Annotated in this window: 28 protein-coding genes and 1 tRNA gene; 8 read left to right on the top strand and 21 right to left on the bottom strand. The window is 73.6% G+C overall.

What is annotated here, in order from left to right; all coding sequences use genetic code 11:
* The first annotated feature begins 37 nt into the window (after window positions 1-37).
* The 4 genes from RB146_00635 (at window position 38) to RB146_00620 (ending at window position 2186) form a co-directional block, all read left to right on the top strand.
* The gene (locus RB146_00635) at window positions 38-850 is read left to right on the top strand and encodes a lytic transglycosylase domain-containing protein (GenBank protein ID MDQ7827486.1); all 813 of its coding nucleotides are present in this window, start codon (window positions 38-40) and stop codon (window positions 848-850) included.
* Entirely contained in the window at window positions 843-1190 is a 348-nt protein-coding gene (locus RB146_00630; protein MDQ7827485.1) for a septum formation initiator family protein, read from the top strand. The genes RB146_00635 and RB146_00630 overlap by 8 nt, the downstream gene beginning before the upstream one ends.
* Window positions 1191-1386: 196 nt before the next feature.
* Window positions 1387-1761 (top strand): S1 RNA-binding domain-containing protein, encoded by a 375-nt coding sequence (locus RB146_00625; protein MDQ7827484.1) that lies wholly within the window; start codon window positions 1387-1389, stop codon window positions 1759-1761.
* On the top strand, window positions 1761-2186 hold the full coding sequence (locus RB146_00620) for a cyclic nucleotide-binding domain-containing protein (GenBank protein ID MDQ7827483.1): 426 nt from the start codon (window positions 1761-1763) through the stop codon (window positions 2184-2186). The genes RB146_00625 and RB146_00620 overlap by 1 nt, the downstream gene beginning before the upstream one ends.
* Here RB146_00620 and RB146_00615 read toward each other — a convergent pair.
* The 8 genes from RB146_00615 to RB146_00580 all read right to left on the bottom strand — a co-directional run bounded on the left by RB146_00615 (window position 2176) and on the right by RB146_00580 (window position 10233).
* Window positions 2176-4440, bottom strand: coding sequence for a xanthine dehydrogenase family protein molybdopterin-binding subunit (locus RB146_00615; protein ID MDQ7827482.1), 2265 nt, complete (start codon window positions 4438-4440; stop codon window positions 2176-2178). The two genes, RB146_00620 and RB146_00615, sit on opposite strands and share 11 nt — an antisense overlap.
* Before the next feature lie 110 nt (window positions 4441-4550).
* Window positions 4551-4901, bottom strand: a complete 351-nt coding sequence (locus RB146_00610; GenBank protein ID MDQ7827481.1) for a hypothetical protein — start codon at window positions 4899-4901, stop codon at window positions 4551-4553.
* Window positions 4898-6733, bottom strand: a complete 1836-nt coding sequence (locus RB146_00605) for an ABC transporter ATP-binding protein (GenBank protein ID MDQ7827480.1) — start codon at window positions 6731-6733, stop codon at window positions 4898-4900. Before RB146_00605 ends, RB146_00610 begins: the two co-directional genes overlap by 4 nt.
* Window position 6734: 1 nt before the next feature.
* On the bottom strand, window positions 6735-8594 hold the full coding sequence (locus tag RB146_00600) for an ABC transporter ATP-binding protein (GenBank protein ID MDQ7827479.1): 1860 nt from the start codon (window positions 8592-8594) through the stop codon (window positions 6735-6737).
* A gap of 65 nt (window positions 8595-8659) precedes the next feature.
* Window positions 8660-9310, bottom strand: a complete 651-nt coding sequence (locus RB146_00595; GenBank protein ID MDQ7827478.1) for an MBL fold metallo-hydrolase — start codon at window positions 9308-9310, stop codon at window positions 8660-8662.
* 3 nt (window positions 9311-9313) lie between these two features.
* On the bottom strand, window positions 9314-9586 hold the full coding sequence (locus RB146_00590) for a hypothetical protein (protein MDQ7827477.1): 273 nt from the start codon (window positions 9584-9586) through the stop codon (window positions 9314-9316).
* 5 nt (window positions 9587-9591) lie between these two features.
* Window positions 9592-9804, bottom strand: coding sequence for a hypothetical protein (locus tag RB146_00585; GenBank protein ID MDQ7827476.1), 213 nt, complete (start codon window positions 9802-9804; stop codon window positions 9592-9594).
* A 138-nt stretch (window positions 9805-9942) separates the two neighbouring features.
* Window positions 9943-10233: a GYD domain-containing protein gene (locus RB146_00580; GenBank protein ID MDQ7827475.1), complete on the bottom strand. Its 291-nt coding sequence runs from the start codon at window positions 10231-10233 to the stop codon at window positions 9943-9945.
* A gap of 318 nt (window positions 10234-10551) precedes the next feature.
* Between RB146_00580 and RB146_00575 the strand changes: the two genes are divergently transcribed.
* From RB146_00575 to RB146_00565, 3 genes are all read left to right on the top strand, one after another.
* On the top strand, window positions 10552-10680 hold the full coding sequence (locus RB146_00575; protein MDQ7827474.1) for a hypothetical protein: 129 nt from the start codon (window positions 10552-10554) through the stop codon (window positions 10678-10680).
* Between the two features lie 149 nt (window positions 10681-10829).
* A complete protein-coding gene (locus RB146_00570) occupies window positions 10830-12125 on the top strand; it encodes a helix-turn-helix transcriptional regulator (GenBank protein MDQ7827473.1) in 1296 nt (431 codons plus the stop codon).
* Entirely contained in the window at window positions 12122-12502 is a 381-nt protein-coding gene (locus RB146_00565; protein MDQ7827472.1) for a helix-turn-helix transcriptional regulator, read from the top strand. Before RB146_00570 ends, RB146_00565 begins: the two co-directional genes overlap by 4 nt.
* A gap of 81 nt (window positions 12503-12583) precedes the next feature.
* On the opposite strand, the gene RB146_00560 is transcribed toward RB146_00565, so the two are convergent.
* The 10 genes from RB146_00560 to RB146_00515 form a co-directional block, all read right to left on the bottom strand.
* Complete coding sequence (locus tag RB146_00560; GenBank protein MDQ7827471.1) at window positions 12584-12898, bottom strand: cytochrome C oxidase subunit IV family protein; 315 nt, start codon at window positions 12896-12898, stop codon at window positions 12584-12586.
* Between the two features lie 25 nt (window positions 12899-12923).
* A complete protein-coding gene (locus tag RB146_00555; GenBank protein ID MDQ7827470.1) occupies window positions 12924-13598 on the bottom strand; it encodes a cytochrome c oxidase subunit 3 in 675 nt (224 codons plus the stop codon).
* Window positions 13599-13666: 68 nt separating this feature from the next.
* Window positions 13667-14173: a cytochrome c oxidase subunit 3 gene (locus tag RB146_00550; GenBank protein MDQ7827469.1), complete on the bottom strand. Its 507-nt coding sequence runs from the start codon at window positions 14171-14173 to the stop codon at window positions 13667-13669.
* 137 nt (window positions 14174-14310) lie between these two features.
* Complete coding sequence (locus tag RB146_00545) at window positions 14311-16116, bottom strand: cbb3-type cytochrome c oxidase subunit I (protein MDQ7827468.1); 1806 nt, start codon at window positions 16114-16116, stop codon at window positions 14311-14313.
* A gap of 22 nt (window positions 16117-16138) precedes the next feature.
* Window positions 16139-16960, bottom strand: a complete 822-nt coding sequence (locus RB146_00540; GenBank protein MDQ7827467.1) for a cytochrome c oxidase subunit II — start codon at window positions 16958-16960, stop codon at window positions 16139-16141.
* Window positions 16961-17050: 90 nt separating this feature from the next.
* Window positions 17051-17947, bottom strand: a complete 897-nt coding sequence (gene proC / locus RB146_00535) for a pyrroline-5-carboxylate reductase (protein ID MDQ7827466.1) — start codon at window positions 17945-17947, stop codon at window positions 17051-17053.
* A 98-nt stretch (window positions 17948-18045) separates the two neighbouring features.
* Window positions 18046-18121 (bottom strand) — tRNA-Glu (locus tag RB146_00530).
* 97 nt (window positions 18122-18218) lie between these two features.
* Window positions 18219-18980, bottom strand: coding sequence for a glutamine amidotransferase (locus RB146_00525; protein MDQ7827465.1), 762 nt, complete (start codon window positions 18978-18980; stop codon window positions 18219-18221).
* A gap of 5 nt (window positions 18981-18985) precedes the next feature.
* Window positions 18986-20419, bottom strand: a complete 1434-nt coding sequence (locus RB146_00520) for a MurT ligase domain-containing protein (protein MDQ7827464.1) — start codon at window positions 20417-20419, stop codon at window positions 18986-18988.
* 73 nt (window positions 20420-20492) lie between these two features.
* On the bottom strand, window positions 20493-21044 hold the full coding sequence (locus tag RB146_00515; protein MDQ7827463.1) for a LemA family protein: 552 nt from the start codon (window positions 21042-21044) through the stop codon (window positions 20493-20495).
* Between the two features lie 208 nt (window positions 21045-21252).
* On the opposite strand from RB146_00515, the gene RB146_00510 reads away from it, so the two are divergent.
* Window positions 21253-21717 (top strand): bifunctional nuclease family protein, encoded by a 465-nt coding sequence (locus RB146_00510; GenBank protein MDQ7827462.1) that lies wholly within the window; start codon window positions 21253-21255, stop codon window positions 21715-21717.
* Between the two features lie 3 nt (window positions 21718-21720).
* Here RB146_00510 and RB146_00505 read toward each other — a convergent pair whose 3' ends face one another.
* The 3 genes from RB146_00505 to RB146_00495 form a co-directional block, all read right to left on the bottom strand.
* Entirely contained in the window at window positions 21721-22461 is a 741-nt protein-coding gene (locus tag RB146_00505; GenBank protein ID MDQ7827461.1) for a glucose 1-dehydrogenase, read from the bottom strand.
* Between the two features lie 116 nt (window positions 22462-22577).
* A complete protein-coding gene (locus tag RB146_00500; GenBank protein ID MDQ7827460.1) occupies window positions 22578-23753 on the bottom strand; it encodes a SpoVR family protein in 1176 nt (391 codons plus the stop codon).
* The gene (locus RB146_00495) at window positions 23711-24898 is read right to left on the bottom strand and encodes a DUF444 family protein (GenBank protein ID MDQ7827459.1); all 1188 of its coding nucleotides are present in this window, start codon (window positions 24896-24898) and stop codon (window positions 23711-23713) included. The genes RB146_00500 and RB146_00495 overlap by 43 nt, the downstream gene beginning before the upstream one ends.

Genomic DNA, 24898 nt, shown 5'->3' with positions numbered 1-24898 from the left:
GGAGGCGGGCCGAGCCGAAACGGTCGTCCCTTCGTCCATGTTCACGCCGCGCGCCGCCCGGTCCCCCGGCTCCCGTCCACGGTCTCGCTCCGGATTTCCCGGAGGCCTCACCCACCCGCTGGCCGGCGCCTGCCTGCTGGCCGGGACGGTGGCCCTCGCGGCGGCGGCGGCCCTGGCCCACCTGACGTGGCGGCTCCTCCCGCAGGCCCTGGCCCACCTGGAGCGGGCCAACGACGAGCCGCGGATGGTGCGGGACCTCCCCTATGCCGACCGGATCAACGCCGCGGGGACGCGCCGCGGGGTGAACCCGGCCCTGCTGGCTGCGCTGGTGGCGGTGGAGAGCGGTTTCGACCCCGCCGCCCGCTCGCCGCGCGGGGCCCTCGGCCTCACCCAGGTGTTGCCGGAAACCTGGTCGGAGCTGCGCGGCCGCTTGGCCTGTCCCCGGCCGGTCGACCGGTGCCTCCTCGACGCGGCCACGAACCTGGAGGCGGGCGCCCTCTACCTGCGGGACCTGCTCGACCGCTACGGCGGCAACGCACGCCTGGCGCTGGCGGCCTACAACGCCGGAGCGGGGCGCGTCCGGACCTACGCGGGGCCGCCGCCCTTCCCGGAGACGGCGCGCTACCTGGCGCGGATGGCGGTCACCTGGCGGGTCCTCCAGGCCGAGGGGACCCTGCCGCAGCGCTGGCCGTTGCAGCTCGCCCTGCTCGACCACATCGGGTCGCTGCGGAACGCGCTGGCTGCCGCGGGTGCTGCCCTCGGGCTCGTCGCGCTGATCCTGGGGTGGCCGCGGCTCGCCCCGGGGTGGAAGGGGGTCCCGGCGCTGGGGCGGGAGGTCGAGCGTGCCTGAGGCCCCGGCTCCTCACGCCGCCGCGGCGCCGGCCGCTGGCCGGCAGCGGCTCACACGCGCCGGCGGCGTGGTCGTGGCCCTGCTGCTCGCGGTCGTCACGGCCCACGCCTTCGGGGAGAGCCTGCTCGCCACCTACCGGCTGAAGCGGCAGGCCCGTGCCCTGGAGCGGCAGGTGGCGGCGCTGCGGCGGGCCAACGCCGACCTGCGGGAGGAGATCCGCCGCCTCCACTCCCCCGCGTACATCGAGCGGCTGGCCCGGGAGCAGCTGGGCCTCGTCCGCCCCGGCGAGATCACCGTCATCCTCGTCCGCCCCACCCCGACCCCGCCGGCTGTGCCGTGAACGGGCGGGCCACCCCGACCGCAGGCGCCGCGCTGCCGTCGTCGGTAGGCGCGCCACCCCGACCGCAGGCGCCGCGCTGCCGCCGCCGGCCGGCGACGGCACGTACACCTTTGGCTTGACACCCCGGAGGCGCCCAGCCCATAATGCGCTTGCCCTGGAGGTCAAATCGGTCGAGGGGAGGCCATCATCGCGGATCATGAGCATTGAGGTCGGCAGCATCGTCGAAGGGACCGTCGTGAAGATCACCCACTACGGCGCCTTCGTCGAGCTGCCGGACGGCAAGAGCGGCCTCGTCCACATCTCCGAGATCGCCGACACCTACGTCAAGGACGTCAAGGACTACCTGCGCGAGCGGGACACCATCCGGGTGAAGGTCCTGGGGGTGAACGAGAAGGGCAAGCTCGACCTCTCGGTCAAGCAGGCCCTCTCCCCCGAGGAACGGGCCGCCCGCGCCCGGGCCCGCACCTCCTTCGAGGAGAAGCTCAAGGCCTTCATGAAGGAGAGCGAGGAGCGCCTCCTCGACCTCAAGCGCAACACCGAGGCCAAGCGCGGCGGCCGCCGTCGCAAGTAATGCCCGCGAAGCCGAGCAAGGTCGACCTGATCCTGGCCGTCCCCCTCTTCCGCGGCCTCTCCCGCGCCCAGGCGCACCAGGTGGCCCGGCTGGCCGACGAGGTGGAGGTGCGGGCCGGGAAGCGCCTGGCCACCCTGGGGGAGACCGGCCGGGAGCTCTTCATCGTCGTGGAGGGGACGGCGGCGGTCCGGACCCCGCGCGGGCGCACCATCCGGCTGGGCCCCGGCGAGTTCGTCGGGGAGATGAGCCTGCTGGACGGCGGCCCGCGGTCGGCGGACGTGGAGGCCCTCACCGACATGCGCCTGCTGGTCATCGGCCAGCGGGACTTCGGGAGCCTGCTGGAGGCTGCGCCGCAGATCGCCCGTCAGATCATGCGCACGCTCTCGGCGCGCCTGCGCGAGGCAGAGCGGCAGGTCACCGCCTGACCGGCGCTCCCCGCTCCCGGAGCGCGGCGAGCAGCCGCGCCGGGGTGACGGGCAGGTCGCGCACCCACACCCCGGTGGCGTCGGCGATGGCGCTGGCGATGGCGGCCGCTCCGGCCACCACCGGCGGCTCCCCCACGCCTTTGGCGCCGAACGGTCCCTCCTCGGACGCCTCCTCGACCAGCACCGCCTCGAGCGGGGCCAGGCGGTGCGCCCGGGGCAGGGCGTAGTCGGCGAAGGTGGCGGCGAGGAGCTGGCCCGTCTCGTCGTAGGCCAGGCGCTCGAAGAGCCCCCACCCCACCGCCTGCGCCGCTCCTCCGAAGACCTGCCCCTCCACCGCGGCAGGGTTCACGGCGAAGCCCACGTCCTGGACGACCACGTGGCGGCGCATCTGCACCTCCCCGGTCTCGCGGTCGACCTCCACCTGCACCAGGTGCCCAGCGAACCCCGGCGACTGACGGGGCGAGGCGCAGGCGCCGCGCCCGAAGATGGGCGGGTACTTGGCCCCGAAGCGCATCGAGCGCTGCGCCACCTCCGCCAGCGCGATCCCGCGCGCCGGGGCCCCGCGCACCTGCACCTGGCCGTCGGCGATCTCCAGGTCGTCCACCCGGGCCTCCAGCTCCTTCGCGGCGATGGCCAGGATCTGCGTGCGGGCGTCCTCCGCCGCCAGCCGCACCGCCTGCCCCACCGTGTAGAGGGTCTTGCTGCCGGCGGACATGCCCGCATAGGGCGCCTGGTCGGTGTCCCCACCCACCACGCGCACCGCCTCCACCGGCACGTTGAGGATGGTGGCGGCGATCTGCGCCAGCCCGGTGAAGGTCCCGGTCAGGTCGACCGCGCCCACGATGACGTCGAAGGTGCCGTCGGGGTTGGCCTTCACGTTGGCCGCCGCCGACTCCACGCCGCCGGTCCACCCGCCCACGGCCGCCCCGATCCCCTGCCCGGGCCGCCGCGCCCGCCACAGCGGGTGCTCGGCCAGGCGCTGCAGCACCGCCCGCAGCCCCATGGGGCGCCACGGCCGGCCACTCGGCATCGGGTCGCCGCCCGCGGCGGCGTTCTGCAGCCGCAGCTCCAGCGGGTCGCGGCCCAGGGCTGCGGCCAGGCGGTCCATCAGCCCCTCGATGGCGAAGGTGGCCTGCGGCGCCCCCGGCGCGCGGTAGGCGCCCGTGGGGGCGCGGTGCGTCAGGACGTCGTAACCCTCCAGGCGCAGGTGCGGTACGCGGTAGTAGCCGCCGAAGAGTGTGGCGGCGATCCCCGCCGTGCTGCCGGGGGCGGCCCCGCACTCGAAGAGCAGCCGCGCCTCCAGCGCCACGAGCGTGCCGTCCCGCCGGGCGCCCAGCCGGGCCGTGATGCAGGAGGCCGGCGCCACGCAGGCGACCAGGAAGTCCTCGCGGCGGGTGAGCACCAGCCGCACCGGCCGGCGCACCGCCAGGGCGAGCTGTGCGGCCAGCCCCTGGATCAGCAGGATCTTCCCGCCGAACCCGCCGCCGACGGGCATGGGGACGACGCGTACGCGCTGCGCCGGCAGGCCCAGCAGGTCGGCCACGCGCTCGCGCACGTTGAAGATCCCCTGGGTGGCGGTGTAGAGGGTGACCCCCCCGTGGAGGAAGTCGGGAACGGCCACGACCGCCTGGGGCTCCAGGTAGGCCTGGTAGACCCGCGACGTCGTGAAGGTCTCCTCGACGACCACCTCGGCCTCGCGGAACCCGGCCTCCACGTCGCCGCGGGTGAAGCGCACCACATTGGCCGCGTTGGGCGGCCGTGCCTCCACCACCTGGCGCGTCTCCACCGCGGCGTGCGCCCCGGCCTCGGCGTCCTCGCCCACCCCTTCCGGGCGCACCACCGGCGCGTCCGGCCGCAGCGCCGCCTCGGGGTCGAGCACGGCCGGCAGCGGCTCGTAGGTCACCGCCTGGGCCAGCGCCTCCACGCCGTCGGCGGCCGCGGCCTCGCTCTCCGCCAGCACCGCCGCCACCGGGTGGCCGACGAAGCGCACCTCGCCGTCGGCCAGCAGGATGTGCTCCTCCGTGTCGGCGTCGGGGGCCTGCGGGACGTCGCGGGCGGTGAGGACCGCCACGACCCCGGGGACACGCCGCGCCGCCCCCACATCCAGGCGCACGATGCGGGCGTGGGCGTGCGGCGAGAGGAGCAGCCGGGCGTGCAGGAGGCCGGGGAGCCGCAGGTCCTCCGTGTACTGCACCGCCCCGGTGACCTTCTCCCGCCCGTCCACCCGGGGGAGCCGCTGTCCGACGCTCCGCATCGCCTCGCCTCCTCCTGTTGGGGCCTCTGCCCGTGTCGGCGTCCGCTCGTGCCGGGGCGCCCGCCCATGCCGGGGCGCCCGCCGGCGCCGGCCGCGGCCGGGAGATCAGGCTAGGCCTCCACCCCCAGCAATGCGGCCACGTCCTCGAACGCCCGCCAGGTGATCTCGTCGCGCTGCAGCCGGCGCGAGGTCTCGGCGATCCCCGTCTGCCCCTCCAGCTCCGCCAGCTGCTCCTCCATCCGGGCCAGGCGCTGGCGCACCGCCAGCGCGGCCGCCTCCTCGGGCATCCGGGCCAGCGCCTCGCGCAGCCGGTCGAGGGCCCGCCGCTCGTACTCGCGGGCCAGCCGGTCCATCTCCTGGGCCTCGATCTTCGAGAAGGCCACGAGGCCCCGCCGCTCGTCCAGCGCCTCCAGGACGATGGCCTGCAGCGCCCGCAGCCCCTCCACCGGCCGCGCGCTCATCCCGCGCCCGTGCCCGTCTCGCCCCGCCGCCCCGCCCCGACCGCGGCGAACTGCAGCTCGTACAGCTTGCTGTAGACGCCGCCGCGGGCCAGCAGCTCCCGGTGCGTCCCCGTCTCCACCAGGCGCCCCTTGTGCAAGACCAGGATCCGGTCGACGTGCTGGATCGTCGAGAGGCGGTGGGCGATGATGATGGAGGTGCGCCCGTGCATCACCCGGCGCAGCGCCTCCTGGATCAGCTCTTCCGTCTCGGTGTCCACGCTGCTGGTGGCCTCGTCCAGCACCAGTAGGATCTCCGGGTTGTGCGCGATGGCCCGGGCGAAGGCGATGAGCTGCTTCTGGCCCACGGAGAGGATGGCGCCCCGCTCCTTCACTTCCGTCTGGTAGCCGCGGGGCAGCCGCTCGATGAACCGGTGGGCGTTCACGAACTCCGCCGCCCGGCGCACCGCCGCGTCGTCGATCTCCCGGTTGCCCAGCCGGATGTTGTCCGCCACCGTGCCGGAGAAGAGGAAGACGTCCTGCAGGACCAGCCCGATGTGCCGGCGCAGGTCGCGCTGCGCGTAGCGGCGCACGTCCACCCCGTCCACCACCACGGTCCCGCGCTGCGGGTCGTAGAAGCGCATCAGCAGGTTGATGATGGAGGACTTGCCGGCGCCGGTGTGGCCCACCAGGGCCACGCTCTCCCCCGGGCGGATGTGGAAGGAGAGGTCGCGCAGCACCCACTCCGCGGCGCCGTCCGGGGCGCCCTCCTGCGGCGGGTAGGCGAACCAGACCCCGCGGAACTCCACCTCGCCGCGCAGCCGCTCGAGTGGCACCGGGTCGGGCGGGTCGGCCACCTCCACCGGCTCGTCGAGGAGGCGGAAGATGCGCTCCGAGGAGGCCATGGCGGCCTGCAAGATGTTGTACTGCTCGGCCAGGTGCTCGATCGGCTCGAAGAAGCGCTCGGCGTACTGGATGAAGGCGACGAGCAGCCCGATGGTCACCGTCGTCCCCAGCGCCGCCCCGCCCACCCAGAGGACCAGGGCCACCGCCAGCGCCCGGATGACGCCCACGGCGGGCTGGAAGAGAGCGACGTAGCGCAGGCCCTGGAGGTGCGCGGCCAGCAGGTCCCGGTTGAGACCCTGGAAGCGGGCGAAGGCGCGCGCCTCCCGGTTGAAGAGCTGGACGATGGCCATCCCCATGAGGTTCTCGTTCAGGTAGGCGTTGAGGCGGGCCAGGCGGGTGCGCACGGCCCGGTAGGTGTCACGGGCGCGGGCCCGGAAGACGGCGGTGACGTAGAGGATGAGGGGGAGCACGGTGAAGGTGACCAGCGCCAGGCGCCAGTCCATCACCAGCATGACCGCCACGATGCCCACTACCGTCACCAGGTCCCCGAAGACGGCCACCACACCCTGGGTGATCAGCTCGTTGAGCGCGTCCACGTCGTTGGTGATGCGGGTGAGCAGGCGCCCCACCGGGGTGCGCACATAGAAGCCCACGGCCAGGCGCTGCAGGTGGGTGAAGATGGCCATGCGCAGGTCGTACATGGCCCGCTGGCCGACGAGCTGCATCAGGATGTTCTGCAGGTAGCGGACGGCGAAGGCCGCCCCGAGCGTCCCCAGGTAGGCCAGCACCACCCACTCCAGCCCCTCCGGGCGCCGGGGGGCGATGTGCCGGTCGATGGCCACGCGCAGCAGGGCGGGGCCCGCCAGCAGGGCCGCGGAGTGGAGCAGGAGGAGGACCACCGAGAGCGCCACCAGCCCGCGGTAGGGGCGCAGGTAGGCCAGCAGCCGCCGCATGAGCCGGCTGTCGTAGGCGCGGCCGAGGAGCTCGTCCTCGTGGAAGGCGGTGCTCACCTCACCCCTCCGCCTCCAGCGCCTCGCTGAGGAGCTGCCGCCGGTAGAGGTCGGCGTAGACGCCGCCCCGCGCCAGCAGGGCCTCGTGCGTGCCGCGCTCGACGATGCGCCCCTCGTCCAGCACGACGATCTCGTCGGCGTGCCGCACCGTGGAGACCCGGTGGGAGATGATCAGGCAGGTGCGGCTGGCCATCACCGCGCGCAGCTCCCGGAGGATCTCCTCCTCGGTCTGGGTGTCCACGCTGCTCAGCGCGTCGTCCAGGATCAGGATGGCCGGGTCGCGGGCGATCGCCCGGGCCAGCGTGGCCCGCTGCTTCTGCCCGCCGGAGAGGGTCACCCCGCGCTCGCCTACCAGGGTGGCGTACCCCTGCGGGAAGTCGCGTACGTCCTTGGCCAGCTGGGCCACCTCGGCGGCGCGCAGCACCCGCTGGCCGTTGGCCGGCTCGGCCGGCCGCGCCGGGGCGGCGGTCCAGGCCCCGTCGGTGGCGGCGCCGTCACCACCCTGGTCGGGCGCCGCGACGTCCAGCCCGAAAGCCAGGTTCTCCTCCAGGGTGTCGGAGAAGAGGAACGGCTCCTGCGGGACCATCCCGATGTGCCGGCGCAGGACGGCGAGCGGCAGCCGGCGCACGTCGATCCCGTCCACCCGCACCTCCCCCGCCGTGGGGTCGAAGAGGCGGGGGATGAGGTTGACCAGGGTGGACTTGCCGCTCCCGGTGGGGCCGACGATGGCCACCGTCCGACCGGCGGGGATGTGCAGCGTGATGTCGCGCAGCACCAGCCGCCCCGAACCCCCTCCCCCGGCGCCGTCCGTCCCGGCCTCGGGCGGGACCGGGTAGGCGAAGCTCACACCGCGGAACTCCACCTCCCCGCGCAGCGTGCGCACCGGGGCGGGGTCGGGCGGGTCGGCGATGGCCGGCCGGACGCTCAGCACCTCGTCCAGCCGCCCCATCGAGGCGCTCCCCTGCTGGACGATGTTGATCACCCAGCCGAGCGCGATCATCGGCCAGGAGAGCTGGCCCAGGTAGGCCAGGAACTGCACCAGCGTCCCCAGGGTGATCCGCCCGGCGATGACGGCCAGGCCGCCCTGCCACACCACCCCCACCGTGGCGATCCCCAGGATGAGCGTCATGGCCGGCCACAGCGCCCCGGAGACGCGGGCCAGCCGCACGTTCTGGTGGACGAAGGCGCGGTTCAGCTCGGCGAAGGCGGCGATCTCGAACGGCTCCTGGGCGAAGGCCCGCACCACCCGCACGCCGGAGAAGTTCTCCTGTGCCCGGGCGGAGATGGTGCCGAACTGCTGCTGCACCTGCTCGAACCGCTGGTGGATCTGCCGCCCCAGGGCGATGAAGGTCACGGTCACCAGCGGCAGGATGAGCCCCACCAGCAGCGCCAGGCGCCAGTCGAGCAGGACCATCATGGCGCCGGCCACGAGGAAGTGGGTGACGGTGTTGAAGCCGTGCATCACCCCGATCCCGGTCATGCGGTGGGCCGCGTTCAGGTCGTTCACCGCGCGCGCCATCAGGTCGCCGATGCGGGTGTGCTGGAAGTAGCCCAGGTGGAGCCGCTGCAGGTGGCGGAAGTAGTCGTTGCGCAGCTCGTACTCGATCCGGCGCGAGGCGCCGATGATACTGCTGCGCCAGCAGTAGGTGATGACCCCGCGGGCGGCCGCCACCAGCACGTAGAGGCCGGCCAGCGCCGCCAGCGGCCCCGCCCCGATCCCCTGGCGGATGCCGTCGACGGCGTAGCGCAGCACCCAGGGGTTGGCCGTGGCCAGGGCGATGCTGGCCACGCTCAGCGCGAAGCCGCGCAGGTAGGCGCGGCGGTGACGCAGGAGGTAGGCGCGGAGCCGTCGGTGCCGCATGCGGACGTCGGGAGCGAGACCGCTCCATTATACCGCCGCGGTGCGGACGGCGGACGGCGGCCCGCTCAGCGCGGGCCCGGCGGCTGCGGCCGCAGGCTGCGCAGGAAGGGGTTCTCCCGGCGCTCGCGGCCGACCGTCGTGGGCGGGCCGTGGCCGGGGTAGAGGACCGTGGCGTCGGGGAGCGGCAGGATGGTGCGGGCGAGGGTGTCGAGCAGGGTGGGCGTGTCCCCGCCGGGCAGGTCGGTACGGCCCACGCTGCCGGCGAAGACCACGTCGCCGACGAAGGCCGCCCCATCGGTGACCAGGAGGAGGTGGCCCGGGCTGTGCCCGGGGGCGTGTACGACCTGGAAGCGCAGCCCGTCCACCGCCACCACGTCGCCGTCCCGCAGCCACCGGTCGGGCGGAGGCGGCGGCGAGATGGGGACGCCGAAGAGCTCGGCCCGCACGGCGGCGGTGGCGAGCGTCTCGCGCTCGGCGTCGAGGATGAGGAAGGGGGCGTCGGTAGCCGCTCGCAGGTCGCGCACGCCCCCCACGTGGTCGAAGTGCGCGTGGGTGGCGACGATGGCCGCACAGGTCCACCCGCGCCGGCGCATCCGGTGCAGGATCCGCTCCGCCTCGTCGCCGGGGTCGACCACCAGGGCGCGGGCGGTGTGCGGGTCGGCCACCAGGTAGCAGTTGGCGAGCAGGGGCCCGACGGGGAGCTGCTCGACCTCCACGGCTCAGCGGCGGACGCGGGCCAGCGGGAACGCCTCGAGGTAGGCGCGCGCCTGGCGCAGGCGCTCGGCCAGCCGCGTCTCCCACCCGTCCCCGTCAAGATCCTCCAGCGGGAGGAAGAGCAGGGCGTTGGCCTGCCCCAGCCGGAGGCCGTACTCGAACCCCGGGTAGGGACCGGGGATCCAGCGCACCGCGGCGGCGTCGAGGGTCAGGTCGGGGGCGGCAACCGCGAGCGTGGCGCGGAGGCGACGCCGCGCCTCGTCGACCGTGGGAGGCACGGCGCCTAGCGGACCGCGGCCGCCACGTCCCCGGCGGCGGCGCGGCAGGCATCCTCGGGCGTGCGCCCGGTCGCCAGGATGTCGACGACCTGATTCCCCCGGACGAGCAAGATGGCGAAGAGCGGGGTCGCCTCCTTCAGGCTCACGCTCAGGGCGATGGACCCGCCGGCACCCTGCGTCCGCTGCAGGTCCACCAGCAGCTTGCCGATGTCCGCCATGGCACCTCCATTATACCCGGCGCCCCAGGGCGCCCAGGAGGTGGCGCCTGCTGCAGGTGACGCTGGATGGCGCGCCCGCCGCACGAGCGGCGCACCCGCTCGCTGGCGCGCGGGGCGCGCCGGCAGGCGCGGCCGCAGCTAGCTGCGGCGCAGCCGGGCGATGAAGTCGTCCATGGGGATGGCCGGCAGCGTCATGATCCGCACGCTGCCCCGCGCGGCCAGCTCCACCGAGACGCGCGCCACCGTGTCGTTGTCCGGCGCCTCGACGACGTTCACGAAGTCGTAGGGCCCCAGCACCGCGTACTGCTGCAGCACCCGCACCCCCATCCCCTCGATCTCCCGGTTCACCTCGCGCACGCGCTCGGGCCGGCTGCGCAGGGTCTCCGCTCCCCCCTCCGTGAGGGTGCTCAGCATGATGTAGGTCGGCACCGTCTTCCCCCCTCTCCCTGCCGGGGTGGCTCCCCGCGGCGGTTTCTCCATCCATTCTCGACGCCGTGCCCGATCACCCGGTGGACTCCTGGTTCAATGCCCTTTCGGGTGACTTCACTTTTAGTGAAGTTTTCCGCCGACCGGGGAAGGAACTTCAGTCACCACGTCGAACCCCGACCCTAGAGCCGGCAGGCCTGTCGCCCGTCCCGCACCCTCCACACCTGCCAACGTCCTTCGCCGGTTCCGCCGGGAGGGGGTCTAAAAACCCCGGGTCTGGTCGATAGGTAGAGTGGCAGCGCACGAAGGGAGGAAGGGATGATGCGCAGGTTCATCCTGGGAGTGTTCGTGGCCCTCCAGCTGGCCCTGGCCATTCCCACTGCCCTCGGCGTGCCTGCGGCCTTCGCCGGCCCGGGGGACGCCGACTTCTTTGGAGGATCCGGGAAGTAGGGGCCGGGGGCCCTCCCCCTCCTCAACCCGGGGCCCCGAGAAGCGGGGCAGCAGAGGCACCCTGACCGGCTCGACGCGGTGACCGCCCGGCCGGCCATCCCGACCTCTGGGTCGGGGACCGTCCTGGCCGTCACGGGGGGTGAGCCGGTGTGACGCTCGGGGCCCGACTGCGTGCGCTTCGCAAAGCCCGCGGCCTGACCCAGCGGGCGCTGGCCGGAGAGGACCTCTCGGAGAGCTTCATCAGCATGGTGGAGCACGATCGGGTCCGGCCCTCCCTGGCCACGCTACGCCGCCTGGCGGAGCGCCTCCAGGAACCGCTCAGTGCCCTGCTGGCCGATGAGGAGGAGCACCCCCTCCTCCTCGAAGCCCACCTCTCTCACGGCGACGCACTGCTGGTGCGCCACGAGTTCACCCGGGCGGTGGAGGAGTACCAGGCCGCCCTCCGGGGGGCAGACCGCCTGGCCGACCTCCGGTTGCAGACCCGCGCCCACCTGGGCCTGGCCCAGGCCCTCACGGGCCTGCACCACTTCGACCTGGCCGAGCCCCACGTCGCCGCCGCCGAAGAGGGGGCGGCGGCCCTGGGCGACGCGCTGCTGGCCGCCCAGGCGGCCAACGCCCGGGGCATCATGGAGCTGCGCCGACGGGACTTCCCTGCGGCGCGACGCGCCCTGCAGCGCGCCCTCGACCACCTGCGGTCGGCCCCCTCCGAGGACCGGGCCCTCACCGGGCGGGTCTGGGGGAACCTCGGCCGCGTCTACCTCAACCTGGGCCTGCCGCTCCAGGCCGAGGAGTGCTTCCGGGCGGCCGAGGCCGCCCTGCGGGCGGCCGCCGACCCGGAGACCCTCGGGCTCCTCCACTACCACACGGGCATGGTGTGCCTGCAGCACCGCGCCTGGACGGAAGCGACCCGCCACCTCACCCGGGCGGCGGAGTGCTTCCAGCTCCAGGAGAACCTCCAGCTGCTGGGGATCGCCCGCCGCAGCCTGGCCATCGTCCACCTCGACCGCGGCGCCCCCGCCGAGGCCGAGCCGCTTCTCCGTCAGAGCCTCCTCATCGCCGAGCAGGCGGCCGACGACGCCGGACGCGCCCAGACGCTCACCGAGCTGGCGCGGGCCGCGGCGGCTCTCGGACGGACCGACGAAGCGGACGGGCACGCCCGCGAGGCGCTCCGCCTGGCCGAACGGGTGGGCGACCCGGCCGAGGCGGCGCGGGCGCGGGCGGCGCTGGGTGCGGTGGCGCGCCTGCGCGGCGACGCCGCCGCCGCCCGTGGCCACTTCCACGCGGCGGCGGAGGCGTTCCGCCGGCTCGGCATGTCGCGCGAGCTCAGCGAGGCGCTCCGCGACCTGGGATTCGCCTACCTCGAGGAAGGAAAGGAGGGAGAGGCCGCCCGCGCTTTCGCCGGGGCGTTCGACGCCCAGCGGGCCGCGGCGGCCGCGGGAGCATGAAGACGCTGCCGGAGCGCGAGACCCCCCGGGAGAGCCTGCTGCGGGAGCTGGCCCGGATGAGCGTCGGCGTCCCGCCGGTCCGGCGGATCAGCGCCCCCGAAGGGCGGTGGCACGAGGTCCTGGCGGAGGTGGACGTCGAGGGGGCCACCTACCGCCTCTCCCGCCTGCGCCCGCGCTCGGGGACGGTCACCCTGACGCCGCGGGAGCTGCAGGTGGCGCGGCTGGTGGCCCGGGGGCTGGGGACGAAGGCCATCGGCCAGGTGCTGGGGATCAGCCCGTGGACGGTGCTGACGCACCTGCGCCGCATCTACAGCCGCCTGCACGTGAGCAGTCGGGCGGCCATGGTGGCCCGCCTGAGCGACGAGGGGTTGCTGTAGGGACAAGGAGCGCCGCCGCCCCCTCCCCGGGGGCGGTTCGCGCGTCACCGGGATGCGTCTCGCGCGCGCCCGGCACGGCCGTTAGCGCCGCAACAGCACGGCGTTGACCCCGTCCGGGGCGACGCCCGCCACCAGGACCACGATGAGGATCGCCGGGGCCAGCACGGCGAAGATGAAGTTGAGCCGCTCGTAGCGCAGGTGCATGAAGTAGGCCACGATCAGCGCCGCCTTCATCAGCGAGAGCACCACCAGCAGCGTCACCAGCAGCGCCCGCGGCAACGTCACCGCCACCGCGCCGACTTCCAGGACGGTGATGACCAGCAGCCAGAACCACACCACGACGTAGGTGCGGTACCAGGGGCCGTCTGTGTGTGCGGATCCGCCGTGTGGGGCCACGCCTCCCTCCCGCCTCAGCTCAGCCTCAGATCAGGTAGAGCATGGTGAAGATGAAGACCCAGACCAGGTCGACGAAGTGCCAGTACAGGCCGGCGATCTCGACGGACTCGGCGCTGGCCCGCCCGCGGGCGGCCTGCACGGCCTTGACCAACAGGTAGATCACCCCGCTGGTGACGTGGGCGCCGTGGAACCCGGTGGTGACGAAGAAAGTGGCCGGGAACATCGCCGGCATCGCCGCCCCCGGCGGCAGCACCCCCTCGGGGACGTGCCCAGCCCACCCGGTGAGCCGCCCCCCCTCGCGGATGAAGTGGGTCCACTCGTACGCCTGCATCCCCAGGAAGGCCAGCCCGCCGAGCACGGTGAGGAGCAGGTAGCGGACCACCAGGCGCCGCTCCCCCCGCCGGGCGGCCCCCACGGCCACGGCCATGGTGGCGCTGCTGCAGATGAGGATGAAGGTCATCGGCCCCACGACGAAGGTGACGTTGAAGATCGCCGCCTGGTGCGGCCAGACGCCCGCGGTGAGACGGGCCACCATGTAGCCGGAGAGCAGGGCCGCGAAGGTCAGCGCGTCGGAGAGCAGGAAGAGCCACATCATCAGCTTGGGCCAGGAGACGGCGAAGGGGGACTGCCCACCGCCCCAGGGGGAGGGCTCGAGCACCTGCTCCTCCGTGCGCTGCACGACCTGCCCCACCTGCTCCATCAGCTCCTCCGGGTGTCCCGTCCTCGGAGATCCCGTCCTCGGGCGCTCGACGCCCTCCGCGCGCCCGGTCAGAGGAAGGCGAGGACGGCGAAGACGTAGAGCCAGAGCGCGTCCACGAAGTGCCAGTACAGCGCCGGCGCCTCCACCGCGCCCAGCGGGTCGGGGTGGCGGTCCACCTGCCGCAGCGCGTAGGCCAGGGCGCCCACCCCGCCCGTCAGGTGGACGGCGTGCACCCCGCTCAGCAGGTAGACGAAGGCGCTGTGGGGGCTCGTGGCCATGAAGACGCCCTGGGCGGCCAGCTGGCGCCACGCCCCCACCTGTCCCAGGACGAAGAGCGCCCCCAGCGCGGCGGCCGTGCGCACCCCGGCGCGCAACGCGGCCGGGTCGCCCCGTCGCCCGCGCCGCCGCCCCCACTCCAGGGCCGCACTGCTGGCCAGCAGCACCGCCGTGTTCGCCCAGAACAGCTGCGGCAGCGGGACGGGCGCCCAGTCGGCAGCGGTGCGCCGCGCCAGGTAGGAGGCGGTGAAGGCAACGAAGAGCATCGTCACCGCCACCAGGAAGACCCCCAGCCCCACCCGCGCCGTCTGGGCGCGGGGGACGGCGCTCTCCCCACCGCCACCGCCCCGGAAGCCGTCCCCCGAGGGCGGCCAAGCCCCGCCCCCCGGCGGGGCCGGGACCGGCCGCGGGGCGCGCTCGAGCGTGCGAGGGGAGGTCAGTGGCCCTCCCTCCCCCGCCGCTGCCCGTCGCCGGGCACGGCCGCCTCGACCGGCGGGGCCGTCTGAGGGAGGAAGTCCTCCCTGGCCCCGGGCGGGGAGTAGTCGTAGGCCCAGCGGTAGACGGTGGGCAGCGTCGGGCCCCAGTTCCCGTGCGGGGGCGGGGAGGGGGCCTGCCACTCCAGCGTGGTGCCCCCCCAGGGGTTGACCTCGGCCCGCCGGCCGCGGACGGCGGAGGCGAAGAAGTTGTACAGGAAGATGAACTGCGCGGCGAAGAGGACGAAGGCCGCCACCGAGATGAAGGCGTTGATGGGCTGCAGCCCGGCCAGGCGCTCGTAGAGCGTGTAGGTATAGATCCGCCGCATCATCCCCCGGAAGCCCAGGTAGTGCATGGGGAAGAAGGTGGCGTACGCGCCCACGAAGGAGAGCCAGAAGTGCCACTTGCCCAGCCGCTCGTCCATCATCCGCCCGAACATCTTGGGGAACCAGTAGTAGGTCCCGGCGAAGGCGGCGAAGATGGCGGCCAGCCCCATGACGAAGTGGAAGTGGGCGACGACGAAGAAGGTGTCGTGCATATAGATGTCCACCGGCGGCTGGCCCAGAACGATGCCGGTGAGCCCCCCGGTGACGAAGAGCGAGAGGAAGCCCAGCGCGAAGAGCATGGGTGTGGTGAAGCGGATGCGCCCACGGTAGAGGGTGGCCAGCCAGTTGAAGGTCTTGATGGCCGAGGGCACCGCGATGATCAGCGTCGTCGTCATGAAGGCGGTGCCGAGCAGCGGGTGCATGCCGCTGACGTACATGTGGTGCCCCCAGACCAGGAAGGAGAGGAAGCCGATGGCCACGATGGAGGCCACCATGAAACGGTAACCGAAGATGGGCTTGCGGGCGTTGTTGGCCAGGATGTCGGAGACCATCCCCATGGGGGGCAGGATGAGCACGTAGACCTCCGGGTGCCCCAGGAACCAGAAGAGGTGCTGCCAGAGCAGCGGGTTGCCGCCGCGGTGGTCGACGGCCTGGGAGCCGATGAGCACGCCGGCGGGCACGAAGAAGCTCGTCCCCCCCAGGCGGTCGAAGAGGAGCATGATGGAGGCGGCCAGCAGCACGGGGAAGGCGAACAGCGAGAGCAGCGCGGTGACGAAGAGCGCCCACACCGTGAGGGGCAGCCGCAGCATGGACATGCCCCGCGTGCGCAGCTGCAGCACCGTGGTGATGTAGTTCAGCGAGCCGAAGAGGAAGGCCACGATGAGGATGGCCAGGCTGATGAGCCACAACGTCTGCCCCAGCCCCGAGCCGGGGGCGGCCTGGGGCAGGGCCGACAGCGGCGGGTAGGCGGTCCACCCGCCCCCGGCCGCGCCGCCCTCCACGAAGAAGGAGGCCAGCAGGACGAGCAGCGCCGGCGGGTAGAGCCAGTAGGAGAGCATGTTGAGGAAGGGGAAGGCCATGTCCCGCGCGCCGATCATGAGCGGGATGAGGAAGTTCCCGAAGCCGCCGGTGAGCAGGGTGGTCAGGACGAAGAAGATCATGATGGTCCCGTGCATGGTCACGCTGGCCAGGTAGAAGGCCGGCGAGACCAGCCCGCCCGGCGCCCCGCCCGGGAAGAGGCTGCCCAGCAGCGGCCAGCGCGTGCCCGGCCAGCCCAGCTGCAGGCGGATCACCATGGCCAGGATCCCGCCGATCACGGCCATCACCAGCGAGGTGAGGGCGTACTGGATGCCGATGACCTTGTGGTCCTGGCTGAAGATGTACTTGCGCCAGAAGCTCAGCTCGGGCTCGACGTGGACCTCGGGGTGGGTGGCGTGGCTCATCGCTCCCTCCGCTGGCCGCCCCCTAGCGGCGCCCCTGCGCCGCCAGCCAGGCGTCGAAGGCGGCCTGCGACTGCACGACCAGACGGCCGCGCATGGCGTAGTGGCCCACACCGCACAGCTCGGCGCAGGCGATCTCGAACGTCCCTACCCGCGTGGGTACGAACCACTTCACCACCGTGACCCCCGGGACGGCGTCCTGCTTCACCCGCAGCTCCGCCAGGAAGAACGAGTGGATGACGTCCTTCGAGCGCAGCCGCACCGCCGCCGGCCGGCCGACCACCAGGTGGAGCTCGGTGGTGACGATGTCGTCGCGGCCGGCCGGGTCGCTCCGGTCCAGCGCCATGGGGTTGCGCCGGCGGTCATACTGCGCCGGGTCCACCCGCCCGAAGACGCCGTCCGGGCCGGGGTAGCGGGCCAGCCAGCCGAACTGCTCCGCCCGCACCTCCACCGCCAGCGCCCCAGCAGGCGGCGGGCTGTGGATCCCCGCCCACAGGCGCGCCGCCGCCAGGGTCAGGCTCACCAGCACGACGGCCGGCACGAGGGTGTAGGTCAGCTCCAGGGCGCGGTGGTCGTGCCAGTGGGCGGCGCGGCGCTCGGGGTGTTCCCGGTAGCGCCAGACGAAGAGCGCGAGCAGGGCGTGGACGAGGACGAAGGCCACCGCGATGATGCCGAAGGTCACGGCGAAGAGGGTGTCCACCGCCCGGCCGTGCAGGGACGCCAGCGGCGGGAACCACCAGCGCGTGCGCGCCGCCACCGTGGCGGCAACGGCCAGGACGACGAGGAGGACCACGGCCGCGGCGAAGGCGGCGGCGGTCCGCTGGGCGGTCCCGGGCGCTCGCACCATCTGACTCCTCACAGCATTATACGTCACCGCGCGCGCCCCGCCAGCGCGCTCCCGCCGCAGCCGCCGGCGCCCGCAGGGGCATGCGCGCCGTCACGCCGGATCGGCGGATTCCCCGGTGAGCGCCGCGCGCGCCGCCCGGCCCATCGCCGCCGACCGCTGGTAGGCGGCCCAGATCGCCTTGGAGATGACGGTGCGCAGCCCGCCCTTCTCCAGCTGGTAGAGGGCGGCCGCGCTGGTCCCCCCGGGGGAGGTGACCATGTTGCGCAGCTCGGCGGGGTGGAGGTGGGACTGCTCGGCGAACAGCGCCGCGCCGCGCAGCGTCTGCACCACCAGGCGGCGGGCGTCGGTGCGGGAGAACCCCAGGTGGACGGCCGCGTCCACGAGCGCCTCCATGAGGAGGAAGACGTAGGTGGGGCCGGTCCCGCTCACGGCGGTGGCCATGTCCAGGTAGTCCTCGTCGGCTACCTCCAGCTCCTGGCCCAGCGCGCCGAGCAGCGTGCGCACCTGCGCGCGCTGCTCGGGCGTGACTTCCGGCGTGGCCGTCCACACCGTCATCCCCTCGCCGATCTGCGCGGGGGTGTTGGGCATGGCGCGGACCACGGCGCGCTGGCCGCTGGCCGCGGCCAGCACCTCCAGGGGGACGCCGGCGGCGATGGAGAGGAGGAAGGCGTGCGGCGCCAGCGCGCCGGCCAGCTCGCGCAGGACGCGCGGGGCCACCTGCGGCTTCACGCAGAGCACCGCCAGGTCGGCCCCTTCGACGGCCGCCCGGTTGTGTGCCTCCACGGTGATGCCGTAGCGCTCACGCAGCTCCTGGCGGCGGGCCTCCCGGGGGTGGGAGGCGACGACGGCCTGGGGGCGGAGGCGCTGCTGCGCCAGCAGCCCGCGGATCAGCGCCTCGCCCATCACGCCCACGCCGACGAAGGCGGCGCGGCGGATCGCCGTGGCGTCGGATCTCGGGGTGGACGACGCGGCGGGCATCGCTGCCATGGCTCACTCCCCTGGACGGACGCTCCGGAGCGGGCGACGCGCGGCGGCCGAACTGCACGGGGGAGGCCTTCGGCGAGTCGGTGCGTACGCTCCCGGCGTGGTGGCCCCAGGGGGATTCGAACCCCCGTTTCGGCCTTGAGAGGGCCGCGTCCTGGTCCCCTAGACGATGGGGCCGTCCCGTCGGAGGACGGTTGATTATAGCCTCCGTCGCGTCCCAGCGTCCAGCGAGGCAGCGTCCGGCGACGTGCGGATGCCCGCTGCGGCGCAGCCCTCAGCGCCAGGCGCGCGCCGCGCCGGCCAGGCGCACCGCCGCCCGGTGGGCGGCCTCCTCCACGGCGTCGTCCAGCGGCGCCAGCGCCACCGGGCCGTACCGCCGCGCCAGCGCCCGGGCCAGCAGGTGGTCGGCGAAGGCGGGGTTCTTCGGCAGGAGGGGACCGTGCAGGTAGGTCCCCACCACCGTCCCCTGCACGGCGCCCTCGGTGCGGTCCTCGCCGTTGTTGCCGAAGCCGACGACCACGCGCCCCAGCGGACGCGCCTGCGGGCCCAGCCGGGTGCGCCCGCCGTGGTTCTCGAACCCCACCAGCGTGGCCCGGGGGTGCGGGCCGTCCGCCCAGCGGACCACGATGTTGCCGATCAGGCGGCGCGCCCCCGGACCGGGGTGGTGCGTGGTGACGTCGAGGAGGCCCACGCCGGGCAGGTCGGGACCCTCCGCCGGACGGTAGTAGTGGCCGAGCAGCTGGTAGCCGCCGCACACCGCCAGCACCACCGCGTCGTCGGCCGCCGCGGCGCGCAGCGCCTCGCCCTTCTCCCCCGCCAGGTCCGCCGCCGCCAGCGCCTGCTGCCGGTCCTCCCCGCCGCCCAGGAAGAAGAGGTCGTAGTGCCTCGGGTCACCGAGTGGACGCCCCACCGGGACTTCGGTGACCTCCACCGCTATCCCGCGGGCGCGGGCGCGGTGGGTCAGGGTGAGGATGTTGCCGCGGTCGCCGTAGAGGTTGAGGAGGTCGGGGTAGAGGTGGCAGAGGCGCAGGACCACCGAGGCTAGGCCTCCCAGAACCCGCGCACGAGCCCCCGCCGCGTGAGCAGACCGCGCAGGCGCAGCAGCGCGGTGTAGGTGGGGATGACGTAGAGCGGCTGCCCGGGGTCGAGGGCGGCCAGGCCGCGCACCAGCGCCCGCCCCTCGTCGGCCTCGACCACCACCGTCCCCGGCACCAGCCCGGCGTACTTCAGGCGCACCGCCAGGTCCTCGCGCCGCCGGCCCGTGGCCACCACCAGGCGGGCCGCCTCCCGCAGCAGCTCGAAATCGACGTCCCACAGCCAGGAGATGTCCTGGCCGTCGGCCGCCAGGTCGTTGATGGCGATCACCGCCACGAGCGGGCGGGCATCGGCCAGGACCGTCCGCAGCACCTCGTTGAACCCGGCCGGGTTCTTGGCCAGGAGGAGGTGGACCGGGTGCCCGTCGAGGTGGAGGCGCTCGCCCCGGCCGAAGGCCGGGGCGAAGGCGGCCACCGTGGGGGCGACGACCTCGGGCGGCACACCCGCCCACAGGGCCGTCGCGACTGCGGCCGTGACGTTGTAGACGTTGTAGAGCCCCGGCAGCATGGTGCGCAGCGCGAGCGCCATCCCCCCGGACGCCAGCGTGAAGCTGGATCCCTCCACCCCGGCCAGCCGCACCGCCCGGGCGGCCGCCTCGAGGGCGGGGCGGGCCACCCCGCAGCGCGGGCAGCGGTAGTCGCCCAGGTGGCCGAGCGTCACCGTGCGGTAGACGTAGGGCACGCCGCAGCGGTAGCAGTAGCGGGCGTCGGCAGCGTGCTCGAGGACGGCGCCGGGGCGGAGGTCCGGGTCGTCCACGCCGAAGGTGCGGCTGGGGGTACGGCCCCGGGCCACGTCCGCCACCAGCGGGTCGTCGGCGTTGTAGAGGACGGTCGTCGCCCCACCCAGCGCGTCCAGCGCCCGCCGCCAGCGCGCGGCCACCAGGTCCACCTCGCCATAGCGGTCGAGCTGGTCGCGGAAGAGGTTGCCCAGGACCACCGCGCGCGGGCGCACCGCCTCCGCCACGCCCGGGAGGGCCGCCTCGTCGACCTCGAAGACCCCGACGTCGCCCTGCAGGCGCCCGTCCACCCCCGCCCCGCCCACCAAGGCGGCGGCGATGCCCGCGGGCAAGTTCGCCCCGGCGCGGTTGTGGATGGGCCGGTGGCCGGCGGCGGCCAGCAGCGCGCTCACCAGGCGCGCCGTCGTGGTCTTCCCGTTCGTGCCGGTGACCAGGATGACGCCGTGGCGCAGCCGCCGGGCCAGGCGGGGGAGGAGGTCGGGGATGAGGAAGCGGGCCACGCGGCCCGGGACGGTGGTGGCGCCGCCGGCGCGCGCCGCCCGGATGAGCGAGGCCGAGGCCCGGCCGGCCAGGATCCCGGCGGCCAGGCGGAGGGAGCCGGCCTGCCTGGTGTCCGAGTCCCTCGCGCTGTCCTTCGTGCTCACGTCCCGCCCGCGTCCCTCGTGGTCACATCCCCAGGATAGCGGGGCCGGGCGAGGGTGCGGACCGGGCCGCCGGTCAGGGGAACCGCACCGGGACCGGCTCGCGCGCCGCCTCCTCCATCTCGAAGTACTCCCGGGGGCGGAAGCCGAAGAGCCCGGCCAGGACCCCGGCCGGGAAGGACTGGCGGAGGTTCTCGTAGCGCAGCACGGTGTCGTTGTAGAACTGCCGGGCGAAGGCGATCTTGCCCTCGGTGTTGGCCAGCTCCTCCTGGAGGCGCTGGAAGTTCTCGCTGGCGCGCAGCTGCGGGTAGTTCTCGGCCACGGCGAAGAGCGTGCGCAGGGCCTGAGTGAGGAGGTTCTCCGCCTGCCCCTGCTCGGCCACGGTGCCCGCGGCAATGGCCCGGGCCCGCGCCTCGGTGACGCGCTCGAAGACCTCCCGCTCGTGGCCGGCGTACCCCCGCACCGTCTCCACCAGGGTGGGGATCAGGTCGTAGCGCCGCCGCAGCTGGACGTCGATCTGGGACCAGGCGTTGTCGATGCGGTTGCGCAGGACCACCAGCCGGTTGTAGGTGAGGACGCCGTAGAGCGCGACGAGGACGACCGCGCCCGCGATGAGGTATCCCGTCATGTCCCCTCCCCGGCCCTGCCTCGGGGGCCGCCGCCGCTCTCCTGCCCCATTCGGGGTCCGGGCCGCCCCTCCTGTCCCGGGGGGACCGGCCACCAGGTCGTCACGCGACGCATGCTATAATACGACGGCGGCGACCGCCGGCGGTCGTCGCGGGTGGCGGACCGCCAGGGACGCCACCGGGCAGAGGAGGGGGTCGACCGTGCTGCAGATGAAGGTCCGAGGGGTCGCGCTCGACCAGCAGATGAACCCGGTCGTCCTCCTCGTCGACCACCCCGAGACGATGGCGCTGCCCATCTGGATCGGGCAGGCCGAGGCCACCGCCATCGCCATGGAGCTGCAGGGCGTCCGCCCGCCGCGCCCGATGACCCACGACCTGCTGCGCAACATCCTGGGCAAGCTCTCGGCCACCGTCACCCGCGTCGTCGTCACGGACGTGCGGGACAGCACCTACTACGCCGAGATCCACGTGGCCAGCAACGGCACCACGCTGGTGATCGACTCGCGCCCCTCCGACGCCATCGCGCTGGCCCTGCGGACGGACGCCCCGATCTACGTCGAGGAGAAGGTGGCCGCCCAGGCCATCCAGCTGAAGAAGCCCTTCGACGAGGAAATGGAGGAGTGGCGGAAGTTCCTCGAGCAGGTCAAGCCCTCGGACTTCCGCACCATGCACTGACCTTCACCACATGCTCACCCCGCCGTCCATCACCAGGGTCTGGCCGGTGATGTAGGCGGCCCGCGGCGAGACCAGGAAGAGCACCCCGCGCGCGATCTCCTCGGGCTCGGCGAAGCGCCCCAGCGGAATGCGGGCCAGGATCTGCTCCCGCTCCGCCACGGTGAGGTGGTGCTGCTGGCGCGTCTCGGTGTAGCCGGGGGCGACGGCGTTCACCCGGATGGTCGGGGCCAGGGCCACGGCCAGGGTCTTGGTGAGCATCAGCAGCCCGGCCTTGGCCACGGCGTAGTGGGGGGCGCCCCCGTCGATGAGGCCGCGCATGGAGGCGACGTTCACGATGGCGCCGCCGCCCCGCCGGCGCATGGCCGGCACCGCCGCGCGGGCGCAGAGGAAGGCGCCGGTGAGGTTGACGTCGAGCATGCGCCGCCAGGCCGCCTCGTCCAGCGCCTCCCAGCCCACCCGGTGGACGATCCCGGCGTTGTTCACCAGGATGTCCAGCCCGCCGAGCGTCTCCTCCACCTCGGCGACCAGGGCCTCCACCTCGGCCGCCACGGTGACGTCGGCGCGGATGGCCCGGGCGCGCCGCCCGCCGGCGCGCAGCGCCGCGGCCAGGGCCTCCGCCTCGGCGGCGGAGGTCCGGTAGTGGACGGCCACGGCGCACCCCTCCCGCGCCAGGACCTGGGCCACGGCGCGGCCGATCCCGTGGGCGGCGCCGGTGACGAGGGCGACCTTCCCCACCAGCTCCACGGGGAGGGTCTTCGCGCCGCCGCGACGCCCCTCCTCGCCGAGGCGGCCGGGCCTCGGCCTGCCCGTGCCCGCCCTGGCGGCCCGCAAGACTGGTGGCCCTGCAAGTCCGGGACGGGCTACGTAGACGAGAAGCCGCGGCGGTCGTAGGTGTAGATCTTGCCGTTGGCCCGCAGCTTCACCGGGTTGCGCCACAGCGAGTGGACCGCGCGCAGGAACTGGGCGATGCGCTTGGGGTCGAGCTTGCGCTCCTCGTCCCGGTGCACCAGCAGCAGGTCCCGCTGGTGGGTCCCCGGCTCCACCTCGATATGGGGCTCCCCCTTGAAGAGCTTCTGCTCGATGAGCATGTCCCGCACCCGCTCCAGGTTGTAGGACTTCTGCTTCTCCTTGGGGTCGTAGACGAAGAGGTCGAGCCGGTGGAGGAGGTCCTCGGTGAGGGCGTCCTGGATGAGCTGGATGTCGTCGTAGTCGCGGCGCACGCGCAGTGCGGCGGCGAAACCCTGCCCCACCCGCTGGGGGACCCGCCCGTCGCGGATGGCCTTGAAGAGGGTGTAGCCGATGGTGTAGGGGGCGGGGCGGGCGCTGAGCTGGACGGAGATGGTCGCCCAGTCCCGGGCGGAGAGGACCTCCCGCAGCAATTCCGCCTCCACGAAGGTGGCCCACCCCTCGTTGATGATGTGGGTGCGCTGGATCAGGTCGAAGTACTCGGCCTCCTCGCGCACCGACTGCAGCAGGTGCCGCTCCCACTCCTCCAGCGGGGCCCGCTCCTCCAGGTAGTAGATCAGCCGCCGCCGCCGCGCCTCCGGGTTGCGCTCGAAGGCGTTCACCGTGGTGGCCACGGCCAGCAGGGCGTCCAGCAGGCCCTCCACCCGCTCCCGGCCGTAGCGCTCGGCGCAGCGCCGGATGAGGCGGGCGTGCAGCTCCGCCTCGTTGAGCATGTTCTTGTTGGACTTGCGGTACCAGTGGTTGTTCTTGAAGAAGTCCAGGTGCCCGAAGACGTGGGCGATGACCAGGACGTTCTGCAGGTAGGTGTTGGACTGGCGGAGGAAGGCGTGGCTGGGGCGCGTGTTCAGCACCAGCTCCAGGATGCTGAAGACCTCCTTGCCCTGCTGGGTGACCAGCTCCTTGTAGGCCCCGCCCCAGTACCAGTGGATGAAGCGGTTGGGCAGCCCCATGCTGGCCACCTCGGCCAGCTCGTCGCTGTCCGTCATGCGGAAGTAGACCGGGTCGAAGGAGAGCCCGCGGGCGCGGGCTAGCGTCTCGATGCGCGCGATGATCGCCTGGTAGGCGTCCATAGCCGGCCCGTCCTCTGCTCCTCCTGGAAGAAGCTCAGGAAGTCCCCCAGGGCCTGACGGATGGTCTCCAGGTCCACCAGGTTGGCGAAGGTGGCGTTGGGGTGGCGGCGCGCCGCCTCCTGGACGTACTCGGAGAAGCCGCCCACGCCCCGCCCCCCGGGGTTGACGTGCCCGTAGCAGACCAGGTCGAAGCGCCCCAGCGCCTCCTCGTAGCGCCGCTTGGCCAGGTCGAAGTCCCCCGAGGACGTCTCGCCGTCGGTGAACAGGAAGAGGAACTTGTCGTGCTCCGTCACGCCCTCCAGCAGCTCCATGGCCTTCTCGAACCCCGAGGAGATGTGGGTGCCGCCGCTGGACTCCACGCAGAAGAACTCGTCCCGCGTCTTCTCCTCGGCCACGTCCTGGAAGACCACGTAGCGCCGCAGGTTGGTGGGGTAGCGGCGGTCCAGGTAGTACCAGAGGATGAAGATCGTCTTGCGCACCAGCGAGAGGTACTCTCCGCGCATCGACCCGGAGATATCCAGCACGTAGACCTCCAGGGAGCGGTGGTGCTGGAAGACGGTGGGGTCTTCCACGAAGTACCACCCGTCCAGCCGCAGGTCGACGTCGTAGTCGAGGGTGCGCCGCTCCCGCACGTTGCGCAGGAGCGAGGCCACCATGGTCTCCTCCAGGTTGAGGTCGGGGCGCAGGCCGATGCGGTCCAGGTCGTCCAGCTCCGGGGGCTCGTCCACCTCCACCTCGCCGGCGCGCAGGGGCTCGTGGAAGGCCGGGAGGGCCACCTGGTCCAGCAGGACCTCCTGGGCCAGGCGCACGAACTCGTCGAAGTCCAGCTCCACCCGCAGCTCCCGCCCGTGGTGGTCGCCGCCGAGCAGGCCGCTGAGGACCTGCACCTCCTCGTCCCCGCTCCCCCGGCCCGCCCCGCCCCCCGCCCCCCGGCCCGCGCCGCCCCGGCCGCCGCGGGCCAGCACACTCGTCTCCTCGGCGTACTTCAGGGTGGGCAGGTCCAGGGTGGTGATCTGGGTCTTCACCCGGCCGTCGACGATGAGCTCCTTCTGCTGGATGAGCTCGTTGAGGTTCTGCTTCAGGTAGGCCCGCAGGAGCTCGTCGTGCCGGTGCTGGGCGATCCGCCCGCGGTGGAGGCGCAGCAC

The sequence above is a fragment of the Armatimonadota bacterium genome, from assembly GCA_031081585.1.
Taxonomy (GTDB): Bacteria; Sysuimicrobiota; Sysuimicrobiia; order Sysuimicrobiales; family Humicultoraceae; genus Geohabitans; species Geohabitans tengchongensis.
This window is presented reverse-complemented; position numbering and strand designations above follow the sequence as displayed.

Coding starts and splice junctions, on each gene's coding strand:
- RB146_00545 (MDQ7827468.1), bottom strand. CDS start 16,116: ATGAGCCACGCCACCCACCCCGAGGTCCACGTCGAGCCCGAGCTGAGC.
- RB146_00515 (MDQ7827463.1), bottom strand. CDS start 21,044: ATGACGGGATACCTCATCGCGGGCGCGGTCGTCCTCGTCGCGCTCTAC.
- RB146_00600 (MDQ7827479.1), bottom strand. CDS start 8,594: ATGCGGCACCGACGGCTCCGCGCCTACCTCCTGCGTCACCGCCGCGCC.
- RB146_00500 (MDQ7827460.1), bottom strand. CDS start 23,753: ATGGACGCCTACCAGGCGATCATCGCGCGCATCGAGACGCTAGCCCGC.
- RB146_00540 (MDQ7827467.1), bottom strand. CDS start 16,960: ATGGTGCGAGCGCCCGGGACCGCCCAGCGGACCGCCGCCGCCTTCGCC.
- RB146_00585 (MDQ7827476.1), bottom strand. CDS start 9,804: ATGGCGGACATCGGCAAGCTGCTGGTGGACCTGCAGCGGACGCAGGGT.
- RB146_00615 (MDQ7827482.1), bottom strand. CDS start 4,440: ATGCGGAGCGTCGGACAGCGGCTCCCCCGGGTGGACGGGCGGGAGAAG.
- RB146_00635 (MDQ7827486.1), top strand. CDS start 38: ATGTTCACGCCGCGCGCCGCCCGGTCCCCCGGCTCCCGTCCACGGTCT.
- RB146_00625 (MDQ7827484.1), top strand. CDS start 1,387: ATGAGCATTGAGGTCGGCAGCATCGTCGAAGGGACCGTCGTGAAGATC.
- RB146_00620 (MDQ7827483.1), top strand. CDS start 1,761: ATGCCCGCGAAGCCGAGCAAGGTCGACCTGATCCTGGCCGTCCCCCTC.
- RB146_00565 (MDQ7827472.1), top strand. CDS start 12,122: ATGAAGACGCTGCCGGAGCGCGAGACCCCCCGGGAGAGCCTGCTGCGG.
- RB146_00555 (MDQ7827470.1), bottom strand. CDS start 13,598: ATGGAGCAGGTGGGGCAGGTCGTGCAGCGCACGGAGGAGCAGGTGCTC.
- RB146_00575 (MDQ7827474.1), top strand. CDS start 10,552: ATGCGCAGGTTCATCCTGGGAGTGTTCGTGGCCCTCCAGCTGGCCCTG.
- RB146_00510 (MDQ7827462.1), top strand. CDS start 21,253: ATGAAGGTCCGAGGGGTCGCGCTCGACCAGCAGATGAACCCGGTCGTC.
- proC (MDQ7827466.1), bottom strand. CDS start 17,947: ATGGCAGCGATGCCCGCCGCGTCGTCCACCCCGAGATCCGACGCCACG.
- RB146_00610 (MDQ7827481.1), bottom strand. CDS start 4,901: ATGAGCGCGCGGCCGGTGGAGGGGCTGCGGGCGCTGCAGGCCATCGTC.